The organism is Syntrophorhabdaceae bacterium, assembly GCA_028698615.1.
Taxonomy (GTDB): Bacteria; Desulfobacterota; Syntrophorhabdia; order Syntrophorhabdales; family Syntrophorhabdaceae; genus Delta-02.
This window is the reverse complement of record JAQVWF010000031.1, coordinates 1-20,227: the sequence shown is the minus strand read 5'-3', so window position 1 is coordinate 20,227 and position 20,227 is coordinate 1. Positions and strand designations below refer to the sequence as shown.

The window sequence follows — 20,227 nt, the reverse complement described above, 5'->3', positions numbered from 1 at the left end:
GCCTACTTGTCCTCAAGCATCTTCTCTGCCAGGGCCATCTTCCCTGTCGCATCTTCCTCGCTGACGAATATACGCTGACAGGAGGGGCATGCCGGTATCTCGACACCGAATGTCTCCTCCATGTATTTCAATTTGACCGTCGCCAACTCCAGTTTTCTGTCGCACTTCACGCATATCCACTCCAGGGTTTCCTGTCGCTTCGCATCCATATTAAAACCGTGCAGTATCTCCATGCGGTGCGAATAGGCTTTGTATATCCTGTACGTGTCCCCCTCGCGGCCGAACTCAACCCAGTAGGTCGTGCCCGATGGCGTGAAATAGGCCAGGCAGTGACCGGTCGCGTGATGGATGTAGAAGTTTCCCGTTTCCTTCGCAAAATCAAGGACCCTTTCAATATCCTCCTGCCTGATGCCTCTCTCCTCGAGGACAAGGTCCACATCGGCGTCAACTTCCAACTTTACGCCCTCACCCATTGCGCACCCCTGCCGTCCTAATAACCTTCTTGTCCACCGCATAGTGCCGGTGGACAAGAAGGTTACTCTCAGTATCTCTCATTCTCCGATGCATCCACGGATAGTGACCCCGCCGCCGCCCCGCGGCCCCGATTCATAGGGCAGCAGCCCTCCCTTGCAGGCGGGGCATATAGCCCCCCGCAAGGAAGGATAGGGCTCACCGCAGGAAGGGCAAAGGACGATGGAGCCCTTTTTCTTCTTCAGGAGGTCAAGGGAGACCTTTATCTTTTCAACGGAGCATATGTCGCTGCCCGCCCTCTCTATCTCCCTCATGAGAAGTTCTCTGTTCTGCTCGGCCTTGGGCCGAAGCTTCAGGAGCCACCCCTTTATCTCGGGCCATGTCTCGAGCTTCTGCGGGTCGATGAAGACCCGCACCCCCTCGCCCGTGGCCTTGTCGTAAAAGGCAAGGGCGAAGCGGCCCGTGTCGATGATGCGGAGCCACTGGTTTCCCGTGGAGCAGGGGGTGAGAAGCTGGACCGCGTCGGGGAGGCACTTTGCCGTCTCGCATATGACATCGTAGAGCCCGCCCTCGGGCAGGCAGCGATAGGCGAGGTCCACCATGGACCCCCCTATCATGACCCCGGGCGCGGTGTTGCCATGAAAGGATTTCACCATCCGGGCGTATTCTTCAAAGGTGTGGGAAAGGATCATCATCTTCCTCTCTTATATCATGCCTTCCGTATGGAACACAAAAGTCCCTTCCACTCCGGATAGCCCATGATGGGCTCGCGGGCGTTGCAATCCGTCAGTCTGTTGCAGTTGCCCTCTCCCGGCCAGCCATGGGGGACGAGGACAACACCTTCCATGACCCTCTCATCGACGCTTGCCTTCATCTTGACAAAACCCCTGTCCGTCTCGACGACGACGTCATCGCCGTTGGCGACATTGTACTTCTTCGCCGTGGCAGGCCCGACCTCCGCCTTGGGGAAGGGGGACCACATCTGGAGGGATTTTATGTTGTGGAGCATGGCGCCGTTGAAGTAGAAGTCGCGGATACCCGTGGCGAGGACGAGGGGATACTTATCGCCGAGCTCCGCCCAGCGGGCGCTCTGGGGGCTCTTGGAGGGTTCCAGGTAGGTGGGAAGGGGATCGAAGCCCGCGTCGGCAAAGGCCTGGGAGTAGATCTCTATCTTCCCCGACGGCGTCGCGAATGCCCCCTGGCGCAGGGTATAGTCCTTCTCCTGGTAGATCGCCCCCTCGGGTTTTGCCATGAGGGCATCGAAGTTGAGGGCACAGGGCTCGAGCTCGAACTTGACCACCTCCTCGTCGGACTTCCAGGCGAACTTGTCGCCGAAGCCGAGCCTCTCGGCGAGGTCCGTGTAATACTCCCTTATGGACCGGCATTCATAGTAGCGCGGAAGGACCGCGGGCCTGAGCATGAGGTAGGGCAGACAGTGGCAGACGTTGTAGTTGTATGCAAGGCCCCAGAACTCGAGCTGGTTGGCGGCGGGCAGGACGTAGTCGGCGTACTGCGCCGTCTCCGTCATGAACTGCTCGTAGACGACGACGAGTTCGAGCCTCTTGAAGGCCTCACGCAGGGCATTCGAGTCGGGCATGGTGACGAGCGGGTTGCCGCCGGCGACCATGAAGGCCTTCAGTTTGTCGGGAACGCTCTCGGGGACCATGTTCATAACCGCATAGGGACTCGTCCTTCCCCAGAGTTCGTAGAAAAGGGGGTACTCCTCCGCTCCCAGGGGCTTGCCCGGAAAAGGGAGGGAGACGTCGTTGAGGCGGAGCCTCGGGCTTATCACCCAGCCGCCGGGGACGTTGATGTTGCCCGTCAACACCTGGAGGATGGCGAGAGCCCTGTCGTTCTGGGAGCCGTTCGCGCACTGGTCCTGGGTGCAGGTGCCGTGGAAGATGGAGGCGCCGCGGGTCGTGGCGAAACGCCTCGCAATCGTCCTGATGTCGTCGGCCTTCACGGAGGTTATCTTCTCGGCCCACTCGGGGGTGTACTGCTGTACGTGGGGAACGAGCTTGTCGAAGCCGTATGTCCACTGGTCGAGGAACTCCTTGTCGTAGAGCTTCTCGTTGATGATGACGTTCATCATGGCAAGGGCCAATGCCCCGTCTGTACCCGGCCTTATGGCGACGTACATCTCCGCCTTGTCGGCGATGGGGATGCGCCTCGGGTCGATGACGATGATCTTGGCGCCCTTCTTCAGGTTCTCCTCGATGGCGAGCGACAGGGGGAAGTCCGATGCACCGGGGTTGTGGCCCCAGAGGATGTAGAGCTTCGAGTCCATCTCCTCCACGGGGTACTTCCCGAAGGTGATCTGGCGGGCCCTTATCCTCATGCGGTAGCATATGGACTCCACGGAGAAGAAGTTGGGGGAACCGAAGGCGCCCTTGAACCGGTGGGTCAGGGATATCATCTCAAGGTTCTCGACGCCGATGGAGCCGCAGAAGAACGCAAGGGCGGAGGGGCCGTATTTCTGCCTCAGTTCGTCCAGCTTTGCCGCTATCTCCGACATGGCCTCCTCCCAGGAGACCCTCACGAACTCGCCGTTCACCTTCTTCAGGGGGTATTTGAGCCTGTCGGGATGATAGAGATGCTCTATCATCGCCTGGCCTTTGGGGCAGAGTTTGCCGTTGTTGAGGGGATGGTTCTTCTGACCCTCGACCTTTATGGCCTTGCCGTTCTCTATGGTCACCTCGACACCACAGCTGTGATAACACAGCGCGCATCCGCTATATGCCTTCTGTACGCCCTCGTTACTCATGTCATCCTCCTCAATGTTGTCTCACCCATGCTGTTTTGACATGGGGGTGATGCTGCACATTAATTGCAGATAGCGAAGCCGGCCCGTTAAGGTGGGAGTAGGAAGGTTTTTTCGGGGTCACGGACCGGCTCATATTATCTCGCTATCATTCTTGACTTATCATTCCTTTCCGAACACACGCGGACGGGATCTGCCCATCTGCGATCAGGCTCTACCTGGACGAATAATCGTAAAAACCTTTTCCCGTCTTGCGGCCGAGCATTTTGGCCATGACCATGCGCTTCAGTATCAACGGGGGCTTCAGCATCGGGTCCTTGGTTTCCTCATACATGTGCGTGCTGATCGCATAGAGCACATCGAGGCCGAAAAAATCCGCCAGTGCTATGGGTCCGATAGGGTGTGAAAGACCCTTGACGGCTCCCAGATCGATATCCTCAGCGGTCGCTATCCCGCTTTCGAGCATCCGGACGGCATTGAGCACATTCGGTATCATCTGGGCATTGACGATGAAGCCCGGGGTATCCTTGGCAACGATCACGGCCTTGTCTACGCTCTTTCCGAATTCAACGGCCATGTCCATCGTCTCTTTGCTCGTCTTGACGCATTCCATGATCTCGACGAGAGGCATAAGCGGGGGAGGGGTAAAGAAGTGTATACCCACAACCCTTTCCGGCCGTGCGGTGGCCATTGCCATGTCAATGACGGGAAGACAGGAGGTATTCGTTCCAAAATACGTCTTGGGCTCGCAGATCTTGTCAAGGTCTGCAAAGAGCTTCTTCTTCAGTTCCATATCCTCGAAAACAGACTCTATGACGAGGTCGCAGTCCTTGTATATATTGACGTCAGAAGACCCCTTGATGCGGCCCATTGTGTCATCCATCTGCTGCTGTGTCATCTCTGACTTCTTCACCTTCTTCGCGAGTCTGTCCTTTATGGCGCCTATCCCTCTGTTGACCGCGTCATCAGAGATATCGGTGGTCACCACATCATATCCTGCCACGGCACAGACTTGAACGATGCCGCCGCCCATGAACCCGCAACCCACAACTCCAACTTTCTTGATCTTCACAGTCCACTCCTTTTCTAACAACCGGTCCCCGGCATGCCAGCTCATGCGGCACACCGGGGCGGCTCTTTATCTTCTATATCTTTGCGCCAACGTCGCGGCCGGAGTTCATGGCCTCTCTGAGCCTTTTCTTGCCTCCGCCTCCAGCGCTTTCACCGACCACATACACCTCTGCCGCTTTGCCTTTCAGCTTGTCGGCAAGTTCCAGGTTCTCTTTCAGGCCCAGGGCCAGAAGGATGGTGTCCGCGTCGAAAAAGACCTCCGTTCCGTCCTCTCTGACCGCCCTGACACCCTTGTCGGTGATCTCCTTAACCTTCGTCAGGGGCTCCATGGCAACGCCGCCTTTCTTCATCATATCCATTTCCACCCACCGGGTGACGGGCCCTATGTCGGCGCCGAGTCGTTTCGTCTCTTCTATGATCCGCACCTGTTTACCCTTCTCCATGAGGGTCAACGCAAGCTCGCAGCCCGCGAACTGCCCGCCGATGATGGCAACTCGCTTCTTTATTGGAAAGTTCAGACCCAGCATCTTCCGCATAAGCGCCGGACTGCCGGCAACGTCTTTTCCCACCTTTGCGGCGAGGGTCCACATAAGGCCCTTCTTCGTGCTCTGGCCGCTTACAAAGGCTTCTATATCATGGCTTGAGATCACGTTGTCGCTGTCAATCCCGGGAACGGGGAGGTCCATAGGGGCGCCGCCCGCCGCCACGATCACAACGTCAGGTTTGAAGGCGTCGACAACGTCCGGTTTTACCTCCGTACCCAGCTTCGCCTCTATTTTCAGATCCTTCACCTGCTTCACCAGCCAGTCGTGGAAGGGCTCGATCTCCGCATTGAGAACCGATGCGAGCGTCGTGAGGCCGCCGAGTCTCTTCCCTTTTTCGTAAACCGTCACCTTGTGTCCGCGCATCGTGGCCACCCTGGCGGCCTCCAGCCCGGCCGGGCCGCCGCCGACGACCATGACCTTCTTCACCTTCTCGGCCGGTGTTTCGGGAAGGCCTTCCAGGTTCGTGTTCACACTGCAGGTTATGGGCACGCCGACAAAGTTGTCGTCCATGCAGCGGCAGCAGGTGATGCATTTCCTGATGTCGTCCAGTTTGCCCGCCTGCGCCTTGTTGGCCCAGTCGGCATCGGCGATGAGCTGCCGCGCCATTGCAATCATATCGACCTTGCCGGCAGCCACGATCTCTTCCGCCATGACGGGGTCTTTCAGCCTGTAGCCCACTGCGACAGGAACCGTTGAAACCTTCTTGATGGCTTCGCCGAGATAGACAAAAGCCCCTTCGGGAACCCACTGCTGAACCAGCGGGATCGGGCTTTCGTGCCAGCCCGCCTGAACGTTGAATGAAGCTATGCCGGCCTTTTCCAGGACGGGGATCATCTTCTGTACGTCTTCGATCTTGTTGCCGCCTTCCAGGAGTTCATCTCCGGATATCCGGGCGGTCAGGGTGAAATCCGCCCCCGCTTTGGCCTTGCAGGCCTCGATGACATCGAGGAAGAAGCGCAGCCGTTTTTCCGGGGTCCCTCCGTACTCATCGGTCCTCCTATTCGAATAGGGCGAAAGGAACCTGTTGATGAAGTAGCCGATGCCGGCGTGGAATTCCACCATGTCGAAACCGGCCTCCCTGGCCCTTCTCGCTCCTTCGCCGAACTGGCTGACGATGAGGCGGATCTCGTCGACGGTCAACTCCCTGACTTCCTTCACACTGGGACCACCCGCGCCGGCTGAGGGCCCTACGCCTTCCAGGGGGGCATCCTTGCTTGCTCTCCACTCCGAGCAAATGACGAGCTGGCATGACGCCTTGCCGCCGTTGTCATGAATGTTCTTTGCCACCTTGCTCAAACCCGGGATCTGGTCATCTGTCCATATGCCAACGCCTGAGGCGATATTGATGTAGCGGGGCGTGACACCGCTGAGGTCGAAGGGGTAGGCCGAACCGATGGTCACAAGGCCGGTCCCTCCTCTGGCCCTGGCTCCCATAAAATTGGCGTACTTGTCGGTTACGTAATAATTGTCGAGAAAACCCGTCGTAACCCCAAGCATCATCACGCGGTTCTTCAGCTCCACATTGCCTACCTGAATAGGTTCAAACAGCTTTTTCGGTGCACTCATGGTTCTCTCCTTATTGTGTATGACTTAAAGCAGGGCCGGCCCCGCATCTCCGTTTCGTTTTCGGCAACGGCCAGCCTGCTCCTTTTGCTCATCGTCGAAATCGTCTTCATCGCGATCCCTTCGTCTTCTTCTTCCCTTTTAAAGGATTTCGTATGGGTCCTGCCGCAAGACAGAGGACCTGGTTCCTGTCCTCCATGTAGAGCGCCGATTCCAGGCTCGCAGACCCGATGTTCTGGTTCGCCACCTCCTTGGTGAGTTTCAGGCCAAGCGGTGATTTGGCGAGCATCTTGCCGGCGATCTCTTTCGCCCTGGTCATCAGTTTTCCGGCCGGAACCACGTGATTGACAAGACCTATTTCCCGTGCCGTCTTCGCGTCGATGGCGTCTCCCGTGTAGAGATATTCCAGCGCCAGGGCAAGGGTGACCTGTCTGGGAAAATGATAGCTGCTGCCCATGTCCGCCCCGGACAGCCCTATATTGATATAGGATGCCACGAACTTCGCCGTGGGGTCGGCGACCCTGAGGTCCGCCGCCACGGCCATGCTGAACCCTCCGCCGGCGGCATAACCCCGCACGGCGGCAATGATGGGCTGGGGCGCCCTTCTCATCAGGAGAATGACATCGGACATCTCATGCTGAAACGCGTATATCTCGTCGACACTCCATTTATAGAAGGGGTGTACCGGATCGTCCATTTCTTCGACGTCCTGCCCCGCGCAAAAAGAGGTGCCCGCGCCGGTCATTATTATCACCCTGCACCTGTCCTCGGCCTGCATGGCGCTCCAGAATGAATGGAGCTCCGATCTCGTGCGCTTCCCGCAGGCGTTGAGCTTCTCCGGGATATTCAGTGTCAGGATGCCCAGCCCGTCTTTCAACTCAAACTTCAGGTCTTTATACGTTGTTTTCATGTGGAGTCCTGTCTATATCCCTTTTGCTTCGAGAGCCTCTATCAGTTTGAATTTCTGGACCTTTCCCAGGGCCGTAACGGGGAACTCATTCATTATGATCACCACGTTCGGTACCTTGTAGTTTGCAAGGCGTTTCTTGCAGTACGCGATTATGTCCTTGTCCGTTATGCTGCTTCCGGGAGCGGGGATTATACAGGCGACTATCTTCTCGCCCATCACCTTGTCCGGCAGGCCGACTATGGCAACAGACTGCACGCCGTCAATGAGACCTATCTGTTCTTCAAGCTCGGCGGGGTACACGTTGAAGCCTCCCCTGATGATCATCTCTTTCTTGCGTCCCACTATGGCGAGCATACCGTTCTCCAGATATTTGCCCAGGTCTCCCGTACAGAAATAGCCGTTTTGGTCGTAGGCCGCCCTGGTCAGCTGCGGCTGCTCGTAGTATCCCGAAAAGAGGATCGGGCCTTTCAGGCAGACCTCGCCTACCTCGTCCACGGGCAATCTCTCGTGCCTATCGTCGGCGACTATGATATCGACCCCGTCCAGCGGCCGGCCTACCGTACCGATCTTGAGAGATTCATCATCTTCCACGTCGTTCATCGAGCAGGCCCCGCACTCGCTCAGGCCATAGACGGAAACCAGCTTACAGTTCATCTTGTTTCTCACGTTCGACATCAGCTCTTCAGGAATGATGGCCCCGCCCGTGTAGCCCGCCCGGCTGCATGAAAAATCGGTCTTTGCGAAGTTCGGATGCTCCAGCATCAGGACGAACATCGTGGGAACGCCGTAGATCAGAGAGATCTTTTCCTTGTTGTACATTTCCAGCGCCTGGCCCGCTTCGAAGGTCTCCATCATGACGATCCGGCACCGCGCCATGAGAGAGTTCGGAAACTGGATGAAGGCGCAGAGCGTGTGCGAGCAGGGCACGACCATCAGGGACACGTCATCGGAGGTGATCCTGAGCCTGCGCGTCACCTGCAGGGCTCCGAAGACAAAGGCCCGGTGGGTCATAACGATACCCTTGGGCAGGCCGGTGCTCCCCGAGCTATAGAGGATGGAAGCCGTATCGTCGTATTTCGGCAGGTCTTCCCTGAGCAGCTTCTCATCGAGGTTCTTGCCGAGGTCCAGGGCTTCCTGGTACGGCCGGCCCCACGATGGGACCTTGGGGCCCATGACAAAGGTGAACTCCAGGTTCGGCAGTTCGGGGCGAAGCTTGTCAACGATATCAGTGAAGCTCGTTTTCAAATACTCGTCGATGGTGAAGAGGCAGCGCGCCCCGGAATGTTTGAGCATGTAGCTCAGCTCGTATTCCCGATAACGCGTCGACAAGAGAACAAAAACGGCCCCAATATAGAGCGTGGCCTGCTGGACCACGAAAAAATCGGGACAATTGGGAAAGAGGGCCGCAACGCGGTCGCCCTTCCTTATACCGACCCTCTTAAGGGCCATTGCGACCTGCATTACCCTCTGGTAGAACTGCCCGTATGTTATCCTTTCGCCGTTGAACAAGATCATTTCCTTGTCCGGGACATCGCGTGCAAGCCCGTCAAGTATCTGACCGAAAGTTTGTCCTTCGTATTCGCTGTAGTCGGAAATCTTCGCCGGTTGTTCTTTCATGGTTCTACCGCTCCTTTTTTGGTATGATCTCAGATCCCATCAGTGCATCCAATCCGTCCGATAGACATGTTGTTTTCTCTTTCAGAACACCCGCTCCCGCCGGGGGAACCAAAAAGCAGGGCCGCGGCCCATGCAGATCTCCCCTGGGCAACCTTACAGCACAGATGAACGGGACAGGGAACAAAAACAAGATGGTAAGACAATGAAGGGCTGAATCACCAGCCATCAGCAGGCGACGAAGACCGGTCACGATCGGCCGATCTGACAACCACGCGCCGGAATGGGTTAACGCAGACGATGTCGCCCGTGTAACGATCCAATCGTAAGACATCTTCCATAGCTCCCGCATTTCCGCCCTCTATCAACACCACTCCGATAGTATCCAAAGAACTCTACGTCGAGGGACGACGGGATAACATTTTACAAACCGCATCTCTCTCGAACCTCCTCACTCTCGGACAGGAACGTGCAAGTGCCTTCACACTTCACCAGCCCTTTTTCCAGAACATATCCCCTGTCTGACATCTTCAGCGCCAGGGCCGCCTTCTGCTCCACCAGCAGAAGGGTCATCCTTTCGCTTTCGCAGAGCTTCTTGATTATGTCTATCAGCTCCCATATGACCACCGGCGCCAGCCCCTCGAAAGGCTCATCGAGAAGGACAAGCTTCGGGTCGCACATTAACCCTCTGGCGATTGCCAGCATTTGCTGCTGGCCGCCGGACAAAAATCCTCCTCCCTGAGATTCCTTTTCCTTCAGGATGGGGAAATACATGTACGCCTTCTCCAGCATCTCATCCTTCCGGGCTTTCGTCATGTCGGGAGAGCTGCTGGTGCCTATCATGAGGTTCTCCTTTACCGACAGGCGCGAGAAGATCCTTCTGTCCTCGGGAATATAGCTTATCCCCATGCGCGCGATGGCATCGGGCCTCTTCCTCTGTATTTCCTTGCCTTCGAAGCGGATGGTGCCTCTGGAAGGGTTGACGAGCCCCATGATCGACTTGAGCGTGGTGCTCTTGCCGACACCGTTTCGTCCAAGAAGGCATACTATCTCACCCTCTTGAACTTCAAGGGTGATACCCTGGAGTATATGGCTTTTCCCGTAGAATGTATTGAGATCCCTGACCTCGAGCATTTAGATTTCCTCCCCGAAATAAGCGGTCTTAACAGCTTCATTCGCCTTGACCTCCTCGGGAAGACCCTCGGCAAGGACGCCTCCCTGGTCCATTACGATGATTCTGTCGGAAACGGCAAAGACCATGTTGATGTCATGCTCGATAAGAATTATCGTCACCATCCCCTTGAGTTTATTGATGAGGTCGATCGTGGCCTTCGTCTCCATGGGTGTCATCCCGGCGGTGGGCTCGTCGAAAAGGACCAGCGACGGCCTCGACGCGAGGGTCATGCCGATCTCCAGGTATCTCTGGTCACCGTGGGAAAGTGTACCGGCCCTGCTGTCACGGAGGTCCAGAAGCCCCAGAAGATCGAGGATCTTCTCAGCCTCTTCGATGGGTCCCTTCAGCTTTGAAACGGGCGAAAACATGCGTTTCGTCGCCTTTCTCCCCTGGCAGGCAAGACGAATGTTCTCGAAAACGGAAAGTCCCTGGAAAATATTCGTTATCTGGAACGATCTCGCAATGCCCTTGTGGCACAGCTTGTCCGGAGGCATTCCCGTCACCCGCGCGCCCTTGAACAGCACTTCACCACTGTCGGGGGGGAACACGCCCGTGATCACGTTGAAAAGGGTTGTCTTGCCCGCCCCGTTAGGTCCTATGATGGAAAGGGTGGTACCCTCATCCAACGTGAATGAGACATTCTGAACCGCCTGAAGCGCCCCGAAGGATCTGCACAGCTCCTTGACCTCAAAGAACATTGTCAACTCCCATTATTATTTCTCTCTTTTCTCCCGAACAACCCGAGAAGCCCTTTCGGCATGAATATGACGACCACAACGAAGAGCGCCCCTATTATAAGGTTATGGGCATGAAAATACGTGGAGATGATGGATTCGAAAATCGTGATCACCACCGCACCTACCATGGGGCCGATCAGCGTACCTATGCCGCCTATAAGACCCATGACGATGACCTTGCCGGAGAGCACGAAACTGAGCTGTTCCGTGTCCGCATAGGTTTTGAAGGCCGTGAACATGGCCCCGCTGAACCCGGCGAAAACGCCCGCCATAACGAAGGCCATGACCTTGCTCCATTTCACATTGAAACCGATAAAGGACACACGGTTCTCATTTTCCCTTATTCCCGACAGGATGCTGCCGAACGGGGAGCCGACGACCAGCTTACATACCAGGTAGGACAGGTACGCAAATGCCGTCGCCACCCAGTAGAAGTTGATCGTCTTCCTCAGATCGATCTCAAAAAACCCGAGACCCAGCATTGGTGTGGGAACACCTACAAGCCCGTCCGAGCCGCCCAGCGGCGTGTTGTAGGAGTGAAAAATGACCCTGTAGACAACCTCCGCAAAGGCAAGGGTCAGGATGGCAAAATAGATGCCCTTGGCCCGGATCGACACGAAACCGATGAAGAACGCCAGAACGGCGGTGCAGAATCCCGCCAGGATAAGCCCCAGCCAGAGAGATGGAAAGAGGAACTTGAGCATAACACCCATGGCGTAGCCGCCGATCCCGAAGAACGCCGCATGACCGAAGGTCGCTATGCCGGCATAGCCCATGACCAGGTCAAGGCTCATGGCAAACACGGCAAGGATGATCGCCTCGACCGCGAGCTTCTGATGATAGGTACTCAGGAACAACGGCAAGACCGCAAGCGCCGCAAGGACTATCACGTGAAACAGAACTACCCTCTTGATATTGGATCCAGAATTGAGATTTCCCATGGCGCTACCTCTCCGCCTTTCCAAACAGCCCGGCAGGCCTGAATATCATGGTTATGATAAGGATTACGAACACAAGCGTCTCCGCTATGGTCGGCGAGATCCATATGGACGCGAGGGCCTCGACCTCCCCTATCATGAGAGACGCCAGAAGCGCCCCCATAATATTTCCCAGCCCTCCGATGACCACCACGATGAAGGCACGCAGAATGACATCGACACCCATCGTCGGATAAACGAAACTGATGGGGCTCATCAGCACCCCCGCAAACCCGGCAAGGGCGACACCGCCCATGAAGACCGAGGTGTAGATGACCGGGACCCTGATGCCCAGCGCCCAGGCCATCGTCCTGTCCTGGGCCACCGCCCTGATCTTCGCGCCCACATCCGTATATCTCAGCACGTACCATATCAGCAGGATGACGCATATACCGATGCCCAATATGAGCAGCCTGTAGACAGGATAGACCATACCGATAAACTCGACGGTCGCCGTCACGGGAGCCTCTATCCTCCTCGTATCAGCACCCCAGATGAGCTGTGCCGCTTCCCGGAACATCATGCCCAGTCCGAATGTCAACAGGAGATGGAATATCGGCTCCCGTCCGTACAATCTGCGAAAGAGCACAAATTCCGTAAACAGTCCCAGAAGAGCGACGGAAACAACCGCAACCGGCACGGCTATCCAGAAATTGGGAATGACGCTCATCACCGTGTATCCCATGAAGGCCCCTACCATGTAGTACTCGCCATGGGCAAAGTTTACGATATCCATGAGGCCGAATATGATAGTGAGTCCCAATGCTATAAAGGCAATTACCGTGCCCCATACGAGACCATGGAGAACCTGCGGCAAAATTACGTATACCAGGTAATCAGTCAAAAGCTACCTCCCTGCGCGGGCACTTCGTTTATGAACACCAACTGCATGTTCCTTTCTATCGAGAGTAAATCATGGAAGGGAGAGGCGGCGCCGAACAGGCCGCCTCTCCTCTTTCCAGCTTTGCTGTTCTAGTTCGCCCTTTCCATGATCTTGTACTTTCCATTCTCTATCTTGATCATGTAGACTTCGAGAGCGGCCTGGTGGTCAGGACCCATCTTTTTGCTCCCCTGGGGGCCCTTGTATGTGGAGCCTTCAAGAGCCTTGACCAGCTTGTCCGTATCCGTGGAACCGACCTGTTTAATGGCCTGCGCGACCCACATGACACCCTCATATGAACTGAGTGCCATCTTGCTCGGCAGCTCTTTGTAACGGCTGTAGAAATTCTTGACGAAAACCTTGTTTTCCGGCGTGTCAAGCGTATCGACGTAGAAATCGGCTATGATGATGCCGTCTGCATTCCTGCCATGTGCCTTGATGATGTCGGCGGACACGAAGGAACCGTCGGCGGCCAGTTTCATCTGTTTCGCAAGACCATACTGCTTGACCTGGGAGGCCAGGGACACGGCATCGTTGCCTGCACATATCATGAGCAGCACTTCCGGTTTCGCGGCCTTGATCTTGCCGAAATAAGGTGCAAAGTCTTTCGTTCCCAGAGGGAACCAGGTTTCGCCGATTATTTCCGCCCCGGCTTGTTTCAGGAACTTGGTGTAAACTTCCGCTGTCGACCTTGGCCAGGCGTAGTCCGCTCCAATGATATAGTATTTCTTGCCAAGGTTCTTCATCATCCACTTCACCTGCGGTTTTGCCGTGATCTCACCGTTACCGAAGCAGCGGAAGGTGACCTTGTTCTTGTTCTCACCGGTGATCTTCATGGACTGGGCCAGCGTGACCATCATCAACTTGTTGTGCTTGAGCGCGATGGGCATCATGGCAAGGACCGCGGACGAGGTGGTGGGTGGAATGACGAAGTCCACTTTCTCATCGAGAATGAGACGTTCCAGTTTCTGAGTCGCCAGCGAGACACTTGTTGCCGAGTCCTCAAGCACAACCCTCAGCTTTTTGCCAAGCAGTCCCCCTGATTTGTTGATCTCATCAACAGCCATGTTCACTGCATCCCTTTGCTGTCTTGACAGCGCGGCATACGTGCCTGTCAGGTCGGAGATACATCCGACCACGATCTCATTGGCAGCCTGCGCCTGAAAACTGAAAAGGACGGCCGAAACGACGATTAAAGCGACGGCGAGCAAACGTTTCATAAACTACCTCCTAAAGAATTTAACAACAATCCGCAGAATTCACGGTTCGACGGCCACTTTGCCGGATATGGCCGAGACATCGAAGCGGTACGCGCTCCCTTTGCACTCGCCGGGCCTTTCCACCCCTTCCGGCAGCTCATGCGTGTTGATTCCAAAATCTCTGCGCACATCCTTCCTCCATTGCCATCGCCCCGTTGGAACCAACGTACCGGAGGGGCACATTTCCGTGTGCATTCCATGACATCTGGATACCATCCGTCAAGCCTTTGAAATCTTGCTTTTCAGGGACAGGGGCACCCCCGTCTCTGTCTTACTGCTGGCCGCAACTTTTTCCTCCTCCACGTCTTTTGCCTTGATCCCGTTCATAACGAGATCCACCGCGTGCTCACGGAACTCCAGCAGGTCCCAGCTCTCATCCTTGAGAAGCCAGCGCGTCACGTAATGCTCCAAAGTACCCAGAAGCAGTTCCTGGATGATGTGGGGATCCATATCGCCCCTGACGGAGCCTTCCTGCTGGCCCTCCTGGATGATATCGAGAAGCATCTTCGACCATCCTCTGAACAGGCGATATCCATTTGTTTTCTGGAAATTCTTGTTCACCCGCAATTCCAGCATGGCTATACGCGCATACTCGGGATTTGTCTTGAAGAAATAAAGGTAGTACCACGCGAACTTCGCCAGCTTGTTCCGCGCGTCCTGGATCCCCTGCAAATGCAGATCCAACCCCTCGCAAAAAGCGTTCGTTCTCTCCATGGGTATGAAGAAAAGGAGGTCTTCCTTGTTCTTGAAATGCTGATAGATCGTCCCTTCAGCAACTTCAGCCTTCTGGGCGATCTCGGAGATGTTCGCCTCGAGGTAGCTCTTCCCGCCGAAAACCTGGATGGCGGCCCTGACTATCTGTTCTCTTGTGACATCCTTTTTTCTATGATGAGTAGGTTTCATAAAGTCAGTGAATATTATTTAATTCATTCTATGAACCATGTCAAGCAAATAATTCCGTACAAAGATATCGCAGCCTGCGTCTTGCTCAAGTATTCAATATCTTTAATATCTCTTGATGAGGCATCTTATCCTGATTTTAATTCACAAGACTGAATTGTATTCAGTAATAAACTGAATGACATTCATTTTTAGTCAAAATGCTCCATTGGTTTCACGGAGCGCACCGCTGTTCCATGGAACAATACGCTGAGGAGGTACTCATCGAACTTTCATGTTCCTGTGGGCTGCGATCACTATCCTTTTCTTGTTATGTAAGGAGTACGGAATACGGAGATACCGAAACATATGAGGCGGGAAGCGTCCCGTCTGAGAGCGACTGCGACGGCTTGCCCGGCCGCCGGGCAAGGCTTCCGTCCGGGTTTACAAGACCGCGCGTGCCCGGAAAAGGGCACGTATACCTCAGCTTATTTCTCCTTCCCCTTGCTTTTGAAGGGATTGACAATCGGCTGCGATCCAAGACACAGGACCTGGTTGCGGTTTTCGAGGCAGATGGCGGTCTCAAGGCTGGCCGGCCCAATGTTCTGACCGATGACCTCCTTCGTCATCCTCAGACCCAGCACGGATTTTGCGATCATCTTTTGCGCCAGTTCGCGTGCTTTTGCCATGAGCTGGTCCTCAGGCACCAGGTAGTTGACGAGACCCCACCTGCAGGCGGTCTCGGCATCCATCGTCTCCCCCGTGAGAAGATATTCGTTGGCTATTGCCAGCGGCACCTGCCGGGGGAAATGGAAGCTGCCGCCCATGTCCGTCCCCGTCAGTCCGATGTTGATGTAGGACGCTATGAACCGCGTCGTCGGGTCGGCTACGCGCAGATCGCAGGCCAGAGCGAGACTGAACCCTCCTCCCGCCGCCCATCCGTGAATGGCGCCGATTATGGGCTGGGGCGCCCGCCGCATGAGGAGAACGACCTCAGAGATCTTGTCCTGATCTACGTAACGCTGCTCCGGGGTCTGCTTGTAGACGGGCGTATCCGGATCGTCTATCTCCTCGATGTCTCCGCCCGCACAGAAGGCCTTGCCCTTGCCCGTCATTATGATCACCCGGCACTCGTCTTCATTGTTCTGTCTCTCTCTCCAGAAATGGAGGAGCTCAGTCCTCATCTGCCTTGTATGGGCGTTCAGTTTGCCGGGAACATCGAGGGTCAGCGTACCGATCTGCCCGTCCAGATCGAAATGAAGCGTCTCGTACAACATTGAGCCTCCTTTAGGATTTGCATCGGTTCCCGTTTCCCCTTCCCCGAGGTCCGTCTCGGTGACTCCAAGGGCCTTCAGCATGCGGACGCGCACCTGCCACACGATCATTATTATAGCGTCATGGCCTACGTGGCCGGCAAAGTTCTTTCACAATCCAATACTAGCATATGCCATTCTGTGAACACCAGACCAGAGTTGGGGAGGTGTCCACAGAATGGCGCCGGGAGGACCATGGACCTGCGGGTACCTGCGGGTAGGTCGTCTTGACATATTTGGTGCAATGTTGTTTCATATAATGACTTGCACAACCATGGGATGACATACGTATGAATGACTTCACCACAAAAACAGAAAGCACCAAAGGATTTTTCAACCGGTCTCTGGAGAGGGCCCTTCAGATCATGTGCGCATTTACCAGCGAGCGAACCGCCTACACCCTGACGCAGCTGACAGAAGTTGTCGGATTACCGAAGGCCACCACCATCAGGCTTTGTTCCACGCTTATGAAGTATGGCTTCATGAAATTCGACGACGCCTCAAAACAATATTCCCTTGGCATAAGGCTCTTCCAGTTGGGCGGGGTAGTCTATTCATCACTGTCCTTGAGGAGGAGCGCATATCCCTTCCTGCAGCAACTCCAGATAAGGACAAGGAAGACCGCCTTCCTGGGCATGCTTGAGAACGACGAACTCATCTATCTGGACAGGAGCGAAAACCCCGCAAGCCCCATCAGGTTTACCTCCCAGATAGGCAGAACACGGCCGCCCTATTTCGGAATGCTGGGCCAGATGCTCATGGCCTCACTGCACGAGGACGAGGTGGACCGGATCCTCGAAGCAAAACCCTTGAAGGCTTACACGAAAAGAACAACTATCGATCCCCATGAGTTCAGGGAAAAACTGGCCAGGATACGAAAACAGGGCTACATCGTTGAAGAAGAGGAGGCCGTCGAAGGCATTTCGGGGATTGCGGCCCCGGTCTATGATTCCAACGGTTCCGCGGTGGCGGCGGTCGGCATCGGCTTCATTTCTTCATCGGCAGACGCTAAAGACAGGGAGACCCTCATCGCCGACGTCCTGAAAACAGGCGACAGAATTTCCTGGGAGATTGGTTACACGGGGATCGGACATCCCTACGCTACCCCACACGAGGGTTGGTTTCCTTCACCGGAATAACAGAAGGAACATTGATGGGCTCGGGTATCTCTCCATTCCAGACAATCGCCCTCTTCTTCTTCAAGCTCATATCGAAAAGACATGAATCATAATCACCGCCGCCATTCTTACGTGCCGTAATGTCCCGGATGATCATGTCGTGAGGATCACCCGGCAGAGCGGTGCTGCATATCCTGCCAAGCAAACTGTAGCCCGGTAAAGGAACATCAGGTCTTTCGGGGTGTGGAACAGAAGAAGCTGCTTTTGGAATGATACCGTTCAGCTGCTGCGAGGAAAGATAAGCGTCCCCAGGGGGATTCGAACCCCCGTTGCCGGCTTGAAAGGCCGGTGTCCTGGACCAGGCTAGACGATGGGGACCTGGAATCATATGGGCCGTGAAGGACTTGAACCTTCGACTCTCTGCTTAAAAGGCAGATACTCTACCAGACTGAGTTAACGGCCCGAAATGTGCTTTAAGATATGAAAATTTTCCTTCAAAGTCAAGCAGAATGAGAGTATTCCGCAATCTTCCCGCAGTCTTCCATTGACTCGCTCCGATGGTCACTTTATAATATCTCCACCATGCCAGCGGGACCGCAAGAATTCCTCAATGAAGACATCGGCGTCGAGGACGTGACGACCAATGCGGTCGTCCCCGACGGGCATCGCTCCCGCGCAAAGATCGTAGCGAAGGCGGCAGGGGTGCTCGCAGGCCAGGCCTTCGCCAGAGAGGTCTTCGTGGTCCTCGACAAGAACATTGCCTACAGGGAACATAAGAAGGACGGCGAAACCCTGAGCACAGGCGATATCATAGCGACCATCGAGGGCCGCACGCGGGCCATCCTCACCGCCGAAAGGGTGGCACTCAATATCCTCCAGAGGCTTTCAGGCATTGCCACGTTGACAAGGACCTTCGTCGATGCCGCATCGGGCACGAGGGCCCGTATACTTGACACCCGCAAAACAACACCCGGTATACGAACAATGGAAAAGTACGCAGTTTCCATGGGCGGCGGCGTCAATCACCGCCGCAATCTCACGGAAATGGCCCTTATCAAGGAAAACCACATAGCCGTCGCCGGTTCCATAGGCACGGCTGTTGGACTTGTCCGCAAGGCAGCGGATGTCCCCATCGAGGTCGAGGTGCGCACCATGGATGAACTGAAAGAGGCCCTCGAGGCAAAGGTCGAACGTATTATGCTCGACAACTGGGATACGGCATCGATGCGTGATGCCGTGGCTCTCGTTGCCGGACGGGTGCCGATCGAGGCATCGGGGAACATGACCGTCGAACGGGTCAGGGAGGTGGCGGCGGCGGGCGTGGACCTCATATCCGTGGGAGCCCTCACACACTCGGCCGGCGCCCTCGATATAAGCTTATTGCATGAAGGAGTAGACAGGTGACGGCAAACGAAGCTATTTCAAGAGAAGAGACCAGGGAGCGTATCACCGCTGCCAGGGAAAAGCTGGGCAAGGACCTCGTCATCCTCGCTCATTATTATCAGAATATCGATATCGTCCGCGCCGCCGATTTCGTGGGGGATTCCCTCCAGCTTGCTCAGAGCGCGTCGAAACAGATCGGAGCAAGGAACATAGTCTTCTGTGCCGTCTCCTTCATGGCCGAGATGGCGCGCATCCTTTGTCAGCCTCATCAGAAAGTGTTTCATCCCGAACTCGATGCAAAATGCCCTCTGGCGGAAATGGCGGTGATAGGAGACGTCGAGAAGGCGTGGAAACTCCTCACGGATACGGGCAGACGCTTCATTCCTGTTGTATACGTCAATTCACGGGCCGATCTGAAGGCATTCTGCGGGAAGAACGGGGGGTTTGTCTGCACCTCCGCCAACGCGGGAAAAGCCATGGAACATGTGATATCGCAAGGTGCCGTCCCCTTTTTCTTTCCCGACGAGAACCTGGGCCGTAATACCGCCCACACCATGGGTATCTCCGACGACGAGATGTTCCTCTGGGAACCTCAAGAAGATATCACCGCAGCCGCCCTTTCGGACATCGCCCACAAAAAGGCGATACTCTGGCGGGGTTTCTGCTACGTTCACACGGCCTTCAAACCCTCCGATATCGAAGAGATCAAAAAGGCCTACGGGGACATCGGCGTCATCGTCCATCCCGAATGCACCCCTGACGTTGTCAGCCTTTCCGACCATGTGGGATCGACGAGCTACATTAAAAACACCGTCGAGGCCGCCGCGGCCGGCACGAAATGGGCCATCGGAACGGAGATCAACTTCGTCAACCGCCTTAAGGCCGACCACCCCGACAAGCTCATCGTGCCCCTCAAGGAATGGGGATGCCGGGAAATGGCCCGGGTCACCTCACAGAAGTTCCTCGCCGTTCTCGAGAACCTCGTGGAAGGAAGAGCCCAGCCGGAAGTGGCCGTCAACCCCGAAAATGCGCAATACGCCAGGGTTGCTCTGGAAAGGATGCTTGCGATAAAGTGAAAATGAAAAAGGACCAAACCCACTACTGTGATGTCCTGATAATCGGTTCCGGCATAGCGGGGCTGTCCTGCGCCATAACCGCCGCCGATCTCGGGCTCGACGTCATCATTGTCACAAAGGAAAGCTCCGTCGAGGAATCGAACACCTTCTACGCACAGGGCGGCATCGTGGCCCGGGGCCAGGACGATACACCGGAACTTCTCGCCGAGGACATCATCCAGGCCGGCGACGGCATCTCCAATCCCGATGCCGTAAAGATCATCGCCCACGAGGGGCCCGGAATGGTCCAGGACTTCCTCATCAAGAAAGTGGGCGTCCCCTTTTCACGGTCCGGCGAAGATGAATTCGAGTTCGCCCGCGAGGCAAGCCATTCGCGCAGGAGGATACTCCACTCCAAGGATTCCACGGGAAAGGCCATCGAGGTGGCCCTCGTCGCGAAAGCGGCCGGATACACCAACATCCGCACCTTTTCCGGCTACCCCGCGATAGACCTTCT

General features: G+C 55.7%; 19 protein-coding genes and 2 tRNA genes. 4 read left to right on the top strand and 17 right to left on the bottom strand.

The annotated features are described in order from the left end of the window. Positions 1 to 2: 2 nt before the first annotated feature. The 15 genes from PHC90_10525 to PHC90_10455 all read right to left on the bottom strand — a co-directional run bounded on the left by PHC90_10525 (position 3) and on the right by PHC90_10455 (position 16,226). Positions 3 to 473 carry a hypothetical protein gene (locus PHC90_10525; protein ID MDD3846780.1) on the bottom strand — a complete coding sequence of 157 codons (471 nt, stop codon included), beginning with the start codon at positions 471 to 473 and terminating at the stop codon, positions 3 to 5. 78 nt (positions 474 to 551) lie between these two features. Beyond that, positions 552 to 1,166: a formylmethanofuran dehydrogenase subunit E family protein gene (locus tag PHC90_10520; protein MDD3846779.1), complete on the bottom strand. Its 615-nt coding sequence runs from the start codon at positions 1,164 to 1,166 to the stop codon at positions 552 to 554. 14 nt (positions 1,167 to 1,180) lie between these two features. After that, a complete protein-coding gene (locus PHC90_10515) occupies positions 1,181 to 3,235 on the bottom strand; it encodes a molybdopterin-dependent oxidoreductase (protein ID MDD3846778.1) in 2,055 nt (684 codons plus the stop codon). Positions 3,236 to 3,446: 211 nt separating this feature from the next. After that, a complete protein-coding gene (locus PHC90_10510; GenBank protein MDD3846777.1) occupies positions 3,447 to 4,304 on the bottom strand; it encodes a 3-hydroxyacyl-CoA dehydrogenase family protein in 858 nt (285 codons plus the stop codon). Between the two features lie 73 nt (positions 4,305 to 4,377). Continuing rightward, entirely contained in the window at positions 4,378 to 6,414 is a 2,037-nt protein-coding gene (locus PHC90_10505; GenBank protein ID MDD3846776.1) for an NAD(P)/FAD-dependent oxidoreductase, read from the bottom strand. 106 nt (positions 6,415 to 6,520) lie between these two features. Next, on the bottom strand, positions 6,521 to 7,321 hold the full coding sequence (locus PHC90_10500) for an enoyl-CoA hydratase/isomerase family protein (GenBank protein ID MDD3846775.1): 801 nt from the start codon (positions 7,319 to 7,321) through the stop codon (positions 6,521 to 6,523). Between the two features lie 12 nt (positions 7,322 to 7,333). Continuing rightward, positions 7,334 to 8,938 carry a class I adenylate-forming enzyme family protein gene (locus PHC90_10495; protein ID MDD3846774.1) on the bottom strand — a complete coding sequence of 535 codons (1,605 nt, stop codon included), beginning with the start codon at positions 8,936 to 8,938 and terminating at the stop codon, positions 7,334 to 7,336. 420 nt (positions 8,939 to 9,358) lie between these two features. Then, positions 9,359 to 10,069, bottom strand: a complete 711-nt coding sequence (locus tag PHC90_10490; protein ID MDD3846773.1) for an ABC transporter ATP-binding protein — start codon at positions 10,067 to 10,069, stop codon at positions 9,359 to 9,361. Next, positions 10,070 to 10,807, bottom strand: coding sequence for an ABC transporter ATP-binding protein (locus PHC90_10485; protein MDD3846772.1), 738 nt, complete (start codon positions 10,805 to 10,807; stop codon positions 10,070 to 10,072). Between the two features lie 2 nt (positions 10,808 to 10,809). Next, positions 10,810 to 11,787, bottom strand: a complete 978-nt coding sequence (locus PHC90_10480) for a branched-chain amino acid ABC transporter permease (protein MDD3846771.1) — start codon at positions 11,785 to 11,787, stop codon at positions 10,810 to 10,812. A gap of 4 nt (positions 11,788 to 11,791) precedes the next feature. Next, positions 11,792 to 12,667 (bottom strand): branched-chain amino acid ABC transporter permease, encoded by an 876-nt coding sequence (locus PHC90_10475; GenBank protein MDD3846770.1) that lies wholly within the window; start codon positions 12,665 to 12,667, stop codon positions 11,792 to 11,794. 128 nt (positions 12,668 to 12,795) lie between these two features. Beyond that, a complete protein-coding gene (locus tag PHC90_10470) occupies positions 12,796 to 13,923 on the bottom strand; it encodes an ABC transporter substrate-binding protein (GenBank protein MDD3846769.1) in 1,128 nt (375 codons plus the stop codon). A gap of 39 nt (positions 13,924 to 13,962) precedes the next feature. Beyond that, positions 13,963 to 14,091: a hypothetical protein gene (locus PHC90_10465; protein ID MDD3846768.1), complete on the bottom strand. Its 129-nt coding sequence runs from the start codon at positions 14,089 to 14,091 to the stop codon at positions 13,963 to 13,965. A gap of 90 nt (positions 14,092 to 14,181) precedes the next feature. Continuing rightward, on the bottom strand, positions 14,182 to 14,865 hold the full coding sequence (locus PHC90_10460) for a TetR/AcrR family transcriptional regulator (GenBank protein MDD3846767.1): 684 nt from the start codon (positions 14,863 to 14,865) through the stop codon (positions 14,182 to 14,184). A gap of 464 nt (positions 14,866 to 15,329) precedes the next feature. Continuing rightward, positions 15,330 to 16,226 (bottom strand): enoyl-CoA hydratase/isomerase family protein, encoded by an 897-nt coding sequence (locus tag PHC90_10455; GenBank protein MDD3846766.1) that lies wholly within the window; start codon positions 16,224 to 16,226, stop codon positions 15,330 to 15,332. Between the two features lie 218 nt (positions 16,227 to 16,444). On the opposite strand from PHC90_10455, the gene PHC90_10450 reads away from it, so the two are divergent. Then, the gene (locus tag PHC90_10450; GenBank protein MDD3846765.1) at positions 16,445 to 17,293 is read left to right on the top strand and encodes an IclR family transcriptional regulator; all 849 of its coding nucleotides are present in this window, start codon (positions 16,445 to 16,447) and stop codon (positions 17,291 to 17,293) included. Positions 17,294 to 17,575: 282 nt separating this feature from the next. On the opposite strand, the gene PHC90_10445 is transcribed toward PHC90_10450, so the two are convergent. Then, positions 17,576 to 17,650, bottom strand: a tRNA-Glu gene (locus PHC90_10445). 11 nt (positions 17,651 to 17,661) lie between these two features. Then, a tRNA-Lys gene (locus PHC90_10440) sits at positions 17,662 to 17,735 on the bottom strand. Between the two features lie 119 nt (positions 17,736 to 17,854). Between PHC90_10440 and nadC the strand changes: the two genes are divergently transcribed. The 3 genes from nadC to PHC90_10425 all read left to right on the top strand — a co-directional run. Continuing rightward, complete coding sequence (gene nadC / locus PHC90_10435; GenBank protein ID MDD3846764.1) at positions 17,855 to 18,676, top strand: carboxylating nicotinate-nucleotide diphosphorylase; 822 nt, start codon at positions 17,855 to 17,857, stop codon at positions 18,674 to 18,676. After that, complete coding sequence (gene nadA, locus PHC90_10430) at positions 18,673 to 19,731, top strand: quinolinate synthase NadA (protein ID MDD3846763.1); 1,059 nt, start codon at positions 18,673 to 18,675, stop codon at positions 19,729 to 19,731. The genes nadC and nadA overlap by 4 nt, the downstream gene beginning before the upstream one ends. Before the next feature lie 2 nt (positions 19,732 to 19,733). Next, positions 19,734 to 20,227, top strand: a 494-nt coding sequence (locus PHC90_10425) for an FAD-dependent oxidoreductase (protein ID MDD3846762.1), incomplete at its 3' end; no start/stop codon positions are given.

Bases quoted from the DNA above. Each gene is read 5' to 3' on its own strand.
- PHC90_10525 (MDD3846780.1), bottom strand. From the start codon at position 473: ATGGGTGAGGGCGTAAAGTTGGAAGTTGACGCCGATGTGGACCTTGTC.
- PHC90_10520 (MDD3846779.1), bottom strand. From the start codon at position 1,166: ATGATGATCCTTTCCCACACCTTTGAAGAATACGCCCGGATGGTGAAA.
- PHC90_10515 (MDD3846778.1), bottom strand. From the start codon at position 3,235: ATGAGTAACGAGGGCGTACAGAAGGCATATAGCGGATGCGCGCTGTGT.
- PHC90_10505 (MDD3846776.1), bottom strand. From the start codon at position 6,414: ATGAGTGCACCGAAAAAGCTGTTTGAACCTATTCAGGTAGGCAATGTG.
- PHC90_10500 (MDD3846775.1), bottom strand. From the start codon at position 7,321: ATGAAAACAACGTATAAAGACCTGAAGTTTGAGTTGAAAGACGGGCTG.
- PHC90_10495 (MDD3846774.1), bottom strand. From the start codon at position 8,938: ATGAAAGAACAACCGGCGAAGATTTCCGACTACAGCGAATACGAAGGA.
- PHC90_10490 (MDD3846773.1), bottom strand. From the start codon at position 10,069: ATGCTCGAGGTCAGGGATCTCAATACATTCTACGGGAAAAGCCATATA.
- PHC90_10485 (MDD3846772.1), bottom strand. From the start codon at position 10,807: ATGTTCTTTGAGGTCAAGGAGCTGTGCAGATCCTTCGGGGCGCTTCAG.
- PHC90_10480 (MDD3846771.1), bottom strand. From the start codon at position 11,787: ATGGGAAATCTCAATTCTGGATCCAATATCAAGAGGGTAGTTCTGTTT.
- PHC90_10470 (MDD3846769.1), bottom strand. From the start codon at position 13,923: ATGAAACGTTTGCTCGCCGTCGCTTTAATCGTCGTTTCGGCCGTCCTT.
- PHC90_10460 (MDD3846767.1), bottom strand. From the start codon at position 14,865: ATGAAACCTACTCATCATAGAAAAAAGGATGTCACAAGAGAACAGATA.
- PHC90_10455 (MDD3846766.1), bottom strand. From the start codon at position 16,226: ATGATCGTGTGGCAGGTGCGCGTCCGCATGCTGAAGGCCCTTGGAGTC.
- PHC90_10450 (MDD3846765.1), top strand. From the start codon at position 16,445: ATGAATGACTTCACCACAAAAACAGAAAGCACCAAAGGATTTTTCAAC.
- nadC (MDD3846764.1), top strand. From the start codon at position 17,855: ATGCCAGCGGGACCGCAAGAATTCCTCAATGAAGACATCGGCGTCGAG.